3 protein-coding genes are annotated in these 1,714 nt (G+C 70.0%); all 3 read right to left on the bottom strand.

Annotated elements, in window-relative coordinates:
* Positions 1-113: 113 nt before the first annotated feature.
* Positions 114-542, bottom strand: a complete 429-nt coding sequence (locus tag AOK18_RS10760) for a PIN domain-containing protein (RefSeq protein ID WP_055694174.1) — start codon at positions 540-542, stop codon at positions 114-116.
* Positions 539-787 (bottom strand): type II toxin-antitoxin system Phd/YefM family antitoxin, encoded by a 249-nt coding sequence (locus AOK18_RS10755; protein ID WP_055694173.1) that lies wholly within the window; start codon positions 785-787, stop codon positions 539-541. Before AOK18_RS10755 ends, AOK18_RS10760 begins: the two co-directional genes overlap by 4 nt.
* A 366-nt stretch (positions 788-1,153) precedes the next feature.
* On the bottom strand, positions 1,154-1,714 hold a 561-nt coding region (locus tag AOK18_RS10750; RefSeq protein WP_206281522.1), incomplete at its 5' end, for a hypothetical protein.

Below are 1,714 nucleotides of genomic sequence, written 5' to 3'. Positions count from 1 at the left end.
CCCCACCCCTCACCCGCCCTTGGACCCGGCGTCGTCAACGGGACGGCCGGCAAACACCGTCGGGGTGTCCTCGATCGGTCGACCGCGGGGATCAGGACATGCTTCCCTCCGGTTCACCGGTCGTCGGGCCACAGCCGGAACGCGACATGACCGGTGAGGGGGCGCACCATACGAAAGTGACGGCGATCCAGAGTGAGGATCGAGTCGGTGTGATACTCGGCCGCCATCACCACGTTCATCGTGTCGGTGAGACCGATCTGCGGGTATCTGCGCATAGTGATCAGGGCCGTGGAAAGGTGCGGTTCGATTTCGGGGACCGCGTACCGCCGCACAGCCACGCGGTCCCGGACATGGCCGAGCGCCACCTGTGCGGCTTCGGAGCCGATCCGCGTGCTCAACAGGTAGTCGAGCTCAGCGAGCACGAGCGGAGTCACCACCAGGTGAGAGGCGGCGGCGACGGCCTTGCGGCAGGCTCCGTGTTCGGGAGCGTCCGCGTCGAAGAGGGAGAACAGCCCCGACGTGTCGGCGATGAGCACGGTCATGCGCCGAAACCCTCCAGGTAGGCGCCTCGTCCCGCGGCCCAGTCGATCGCGGCGCCGCTGCGGAACACCGGGATGTCGTCGTCGCCCATCGGATCCGTGGGGTGAGCGGGCACGGATTCGTCGGTGACGGGGGACAGTATGGCGACCGGCCGGCCGTTCTTCGTCACGGTGATCCGCTCGCCACGCTCGGCGGCGGCGAGAATCCTTGACGCGTTCTGATTGAACTCACGCGCTGTCGTCTCCATGTACTACACTGTACTACAACGAGGTGGGCAGGCCTCCCGGAAGCAAACGTTCTGGGAGCAGCGGGTTTCGGGAAAGGGCCGAGGTAGAGCCCGGTCTCGGCCCATTGGAGGGCCCAGAAGTTGCCGGCGGGCTGGTACGTCACCTGCTGCCGGTACCCCAGGGCACCGAGGTCGGCGAGGCAGCCCTCGAACTGCTGCAGGGTGGGCGGGTCCGACCCGGTGTGCAGGCAGTCGGCGAAGGACGACGGCACGGCGGAGGGCCGGCCCGCGGCGTTCAGCGTCTGCTGGGAGACCTCCCGGGCGCCGGGCACCTCGGGATGCGCGACGATCTGCCGGGCGCCCTCCTGGACGCTGATGCCGGGTCCGTCACGGGGTGTGGGTGACCTCCACGGACACGGTCAGCTCGCCCTCGTTGTCGTGGAGGCAGCCGTCGTCGTCGTTGATGCGCAGTTCCACCACGCCGTCGCCGCCCGCCCGGAAGGTGACGGCCTCCCCGACGGCGAGGACCGAAGAGGCGCGCTCACCGGCCAGGCGCGTCAGCAGGGTGCCGAACGGGGCCTTCGGGGCGACCTTGCAGTGCTCCGCGAACTCCAGCAGCCGGTCGTCGTCCACGGCGTAGCCGGCGGGTCCCGTCAGGGGCATCTGCTCGCGGTCGACCGACCACCCGCCCTCCTGGAACCTCACGGTGACGCCGTCGCCCTTCCGGACCGCCACTTTCTCCACCCGCTGCCAGCCCACGCCGGACCCCACGGCCTGCACGACGGAGGTCACCACGGGCAGTTCCGTCCCCCGGTCCCGCCCCTGCTCCTGACCGTTCGCCTTCTCCTGCCCCCGGTCCTGCGGGTTCTCCCGCTCCTGCTCCCGGTCGTACGCCCTCTCCTGTCCCCTGCCCCTGCTCTTGAACGTCGCCGCGTCCGCGAGCCCGCC

The organism is Streptomyces prasinopilosus (genome assembly GCF_001419695.1).
In the GTDB taxonomy this organism is placed as follows: Bacteria; Actinomycetota; Actinomycetes; order Streptomycetales; family Streptomycetaceae; genus Streptomyces; species Streptomyces prasinopilosus.
The sequence above is the reverse complement of the archived record's forward strand: the minus strand, read 5'-3'. Positions and strand labels throughout refer to the sequence as shown.

Bases quoted from the DNA above. Each gene is read 5' to 3' on its own strand.
- AOK18_RS10760 (WP_055694174.1), bottom strand. From the start codon at position 542: ATGACCGTGCTCATCGCCGACACGTCGGGGCTGTTCTCCCTCTTCGAC.
- AOK18_RS10755 (WP_055694173.1), bottom strand. From the start codon at position 787: ATGGAGACGACAGCGCGTGAGTTCAATCAGAACGCGTCAAGGATTCTC.